The sequence below is a fragment of the Moraxella equi genome, assembly GCF_002027555.1.
Classification (GTDB): Bacteria; Pseudomonadota; Gammaproteobacteria; order Pseudomonadales; family Moraxellaceae; genus Moraxella; species Moraxella equi.
Map to the genome: position 1 here is coordinate 1 of NZ_MXAP01000144.1, position 4,568 is coordinate 4,568.

At 44.3% G+C, this 4,568-nt stretch carries 3 protein-coding genes; all 3 read right to left on the reverse strand.

All coding sequences use genetic code 11. The features are described from left to right. Positions 1 to 2,001, reverse strand: a 2,001-nt coding sequence (locus tag B5J93_RS12050; RefSeq protein ID WP_079326597.1) for a Calx-beta domain-containing protein, incomplete at its 3' end; no start/stop codon positions are given. A gap of 77 nt (positions 2,002 to 2,078) precedes the next feature. After that, a complete protein-coding gene (locus tag B5J93_RS12055) occupies positions 2,079 to 3,023 on the reverse strand; it encodes an OmpA family protein (protein WP_079326598.1) in 945 nt (314 codons plus the stop codon). Positions 3,024 to 3,521: 498 nt separating this feature from the next. Further along, entirely contained in the window at positions 3,522 to 4,436 is a 915-nt protein-coding gene (locus B5J93_RS12060) for a DUF808 domain-containing protein (RefSeq protein WP_079326599.1), read from the reverse strand. Positions 4,437 to 4,568: the final 132 nt, after the last annotated feature.

Genomic DNA, 4,568 nt, shown 5'->3' on the forward strand with positions numbered 1-4,568 from the left:
ATCATTATCCGCATCTGGCACAGGATTGGCTGGTGGCAGACGTGGATCAGGATTGTTGTCTGGGTTGTCTGGATCTGCTGGGTTAAATGGTGGTTTAGCAGGATCGCTTGGCACGTTTGGATTGATGTTGTCCGGATTGTTTGGATCACGACCATCAGGCGTGCCTGTGCCATCATCATGAATGGTGGTAGTTACATTATCCTTAGCTGCATCAATACTTGCATTACCCTCAACTTTAGTAATGGCAATGTTGTAATCCTCAGCAACTTCATATTCATTATCGTTGACAATACCCACTTTAACGGTAGCAGAAGTTTCGCCTGCTTTAATAACAACAGTCTTGGTAACAAAGCCGTCTTTTAGGTCAGCAGCTTCGGCAGGATTGGTGCTCGCACCTGCTTTAGTTACATAAGTAACCGTAATGTCTTCTTTGGCAGGCTTGTCTAGGCTGATGGTGTATTCAACCTCGCCAACTGCTTCATTAACATTGGTCAGACCTGTAATAGAAACCTTGGGCTTGACAATCTCAGGATAAGTGATATTAACCGGTGTTGGCTTAGAGAATGTGCCTGGCTCTTTATCGTTTTCAACAATATAGTTAATTGGTGATGGGTCTTTATCCCCAAGCTCAGGTACTGGAGTAAAGGTTACTTCGCCTGGGTTAGGACCGACAGTCCAAGTACCTTCATTTGGCACAACAATCTTGTCGGTTGGATGACCTGTGATAGGATCAACCAGTTTAACCGTATCAGGTTTAACATTGTTATCATTGTCAGTTACGTTTTGGGTGACGGGTTCGCCTCTATAGCCTGATTTACTATCAGGAGTGGTAGCGATTGGATTTGGGTTTGCAGGGTCAACTGGCGGATATGTTACATCCACGCTTGTAGGTGGCAAATCTTTACCATCCTTATCTTTAACCACATATTTGATCGGGTCTGGGTCACCAGTAAAGCCATCTTCAGGAGTGAAGGTTACTTCGCCTGGGTTAGGGCCGACAGTCCAAGTACCTTGACCTGGTACTTTAACTTCGTTACTAGGTGGGTTGTTAGGATTGTTTGGGTCAACAAGTTTTACCGTTGATGGGTCTACATCACCGTCATTGTTTGTGACATTTTGGGTCACAGGTTGTCCTGGAGTACCTGGTTTGGTGTCGGGCGTGGTTGGTGCATCATAAATAATAACAATTGGGGTGGGCTGACTCTCTTTACCTTCTTTATTTTTAACTACATAGTTAATGGGTGTTGGATTGCCATTATAACCTTCCTCTGGGGTAAAGATAACCACACCTGGTTCTTTCGGGTCAATCTCCCAGGTGCCTTGACCTGACACAACAACTTTTTCAGTTGTTGGGCGTCCAGCTTCTGGATCGATTAGTCTCAACGTCTCTGGTACGGCATTATCCGCATCATTCTTCAGTACATTGACACGCACGGGGTTGTCACCATCGCCTCTTTCAGAATCGTTAGTGGTAGAAATAACACTATCTGGTGCCGGGGCAGGTTTATCATCATCCTTACCTAGAAAAGGAATCACACCCAAACCAAGTAGTGGCCACCATGGGAAAGTACCAGTGGGCAACATGAGCCATAGTGGAGTTAGGTGATGCTCGCCACCTAGTGCCTGACCTTCTACGTCAGTGTCTTGAAGCTGAGTGACATAATCTGCCACCTCACCGGTATCAGGGATATAGTAGTAGTAGTGACCATCTTCGGCAACACCGATAAGAGCCTTATCTTCATCCTCAAAGAACCCTTCGATGATAAGGTCGTCATTTTGCCCTTCACGCTCAAAAGAAACGTGCAGGTCTTTGCCCTTACGCTTGGTAATGATGTGGTTGGGAGCACGTCCGATAGAGTGGTCAAAAAACTCATAGTTGACATTTTTATCAGCTTTAATCACATCGGGCTGACCGTCATGTGTGGCAAGGGTCAACTCTTTAATTTGCTCCACATGGCTATAAACCTTGATGGTGACACTTTTTGCAGTAACTGGTACCATAATTCTTCTCTTTTTATCTAGTTATGTTGGTAGGTATTATTAACCACCAACCTTAGTGAATATAATGAAAGGTGTTATCAGTAAGTAAACACAGCCATCACACGACGGTTAAGCTGACGACCTTCAGCAGTGTCGTTAGTGGCACGTGGTCTTAGTTCTCCATGACCTTCGGTGGTAACAGCTGATTCGTCAACACCATAGGTCTTAACCAATACATCCTTAACCGCCTTGGCACGACGCTCTGATAGAGCTTGGTTATAAGCCTCACTAGCACGGCTGTCGGTATGACCTTCAATAACTACAGTAGCATGTGGATGCTGTTGCATAAAATCAGAAACACGTTTAATCTCTTCGTGGTACTTGGATTTGACAAAGTGTTTGTCGGTATCAAAAAGCACTTCAAGCTCAATAGTAAGCGTTTGCTTCGCTGGAGTTTCAACGATAGGAGCTGGAACTGGTTTTGGCGGTGGTGGCGTGGCAGGTGCTGGGCAGTTTGGTACCACACGGCTGATTTGATGTACTTGACGGTTGGTATTCTCTAAGAGTGCTTTAGCACTGTCATTATCAACCTGTTTTAGAGTAGATTTGCCCTGCTCATCCACTTCTAGATAGAAGTAGTATGTTGCACCGCCGGCTAGGTTGTGCGTTTGGTTATTAATGTACAAGTCGTTGTGTTTGACACCGGTAATATCTGAGCTTAGCACATTAATGCCAGCACAGGAATAAACTTGGCTGTGATTACCTGGTTGCAGACTTACCTGAAAACGGTCATTAACAGCAATATTGGCACTGGTTTGTAGCGGATCCAGGTCAGCTTGACGAATAAAAACCAAGTTGGTGGCATTATCTGGAACGTTGGCATTAATAACACTGTTTGTATCTATACTCGCCTCTTTATGCCATTTGACATGACCGACAGCTTTGGTATTTTCCTTATCGATAATGCGAACAGCATGAGCTGTGGTTGCACCACACATCGCACCGAGCATGGCTAGGCACAAGGTAATTTTAGTAAATTTCATAATCTCTCCTGTGAGAATTAATAACCATTCTTGTTTCTGGTGTCATAAAAAAATTGAAGATATAACACAAACCTTGCCTATAGTTTAGCACAAATCACCAAATCAGGCTTAATATTGGCACCATAAAAAAGTACAGTTATCGTAATCTTTTGTGTTTTATTTTGATATAAAATAACAAAATAATACAATCGTCGCTCAAACAACGATTGTATTTATCAATGAGTGCAAGATTCATGCCAATCTATGTAACATTCTACAGATGTAACATTAAGAAAATGTTACCAGTTGGCGATAAAACTACCTCTATTTACAAACAAAAAACCACTACTGACTAGCCTGTAATGACTTTTTGAAATCAATAACCATCTAAAACATGCCTGCCTCTAGTATTTGCAATGGCAATGGCAAAGGAAAGATCTGACCTTTTCGTCGTATTTTTAGGACACCATCAGACAGGCACACCACTTACACTACAAAACAAGATAACAAACCAATGGTTCAATGCCCGCCTTTGGCTTTTTTAAACATCACCACCAACGCCACAACAAGACAGCCTGCGATAAAGCCCACCACGCCATTATAAATGGTCTCGGTCAGACCGCCAAACATGCCCGACAAGTGCGACAAATGCTCAGCTTGATGATGTAGCATGTCCACGCCATGCACCAAAATCCCACCACCAACCAAGAACATGGCAAGCGTACCTGCAATAGACAAAAACTTCATGAGTTTGGGAGCAAAGGCAAGGAGCAGATTGCCCATTTTTTGTTTGGCAGGGTCAGGTTGTGCCGCCCAATGCATACCCACATCGTCCATTTTAACAATCATCGCCACCAGTCCGTACACCCCCACCGTCATCAAAATGGCGATAGTAGATAGTGCCAAGGCTTTGGTCATAAAGGTCGTCGCCGTCATCACCCCAAGCGAGATAACCACAATCTCTGCCGACAAAATAAAGTCGGTGCGAATTGCTCCTTTGATTTTATCCTGCTCCAACGCCACCAAATCTTCATCATTGGCGTTGGCTTCTAGGCGTGCCTGATGAGCGTCTTCATCGTCTAAGTCATGGGGTAAGAGCTTGGGGGCGAATTTATGAATGACTTTCTCCGAGCCTTCATAGCACAAAAACAGCCCGCCAATCATGAGTAAAGGCGTAATCAGCCATGCCGCCACCGCACTGATGGCAAGAGCCGCCGGCACAAGGATGCATTTATTGACAAATGACCCCTTTGCCACCGCCCACACCACCGCAAGCTCACGGTCGGCACGCACGCCTGTTACTTGCTGGGCGTTTAATGCCAAATCATCGCCCAACACACCTGCCGTCTTTTTGGCGGCGACCTTTGTTAATATTGACACGTCATCTAGTACGGTTGCAATGTCATCTAATAGTATCAGTAAACTGCCTGCCATAGTTACCCTATTGCCTGTCTTAATAAAAAGCGTAGTTTAGCATAAGCCGTCAAACTTTCCTTAGTGATTTTGTAGTTTTGCTGTGTTTTTTGACTGACAAAACAAAATACTGATTTTTACCCCACTCTCAAC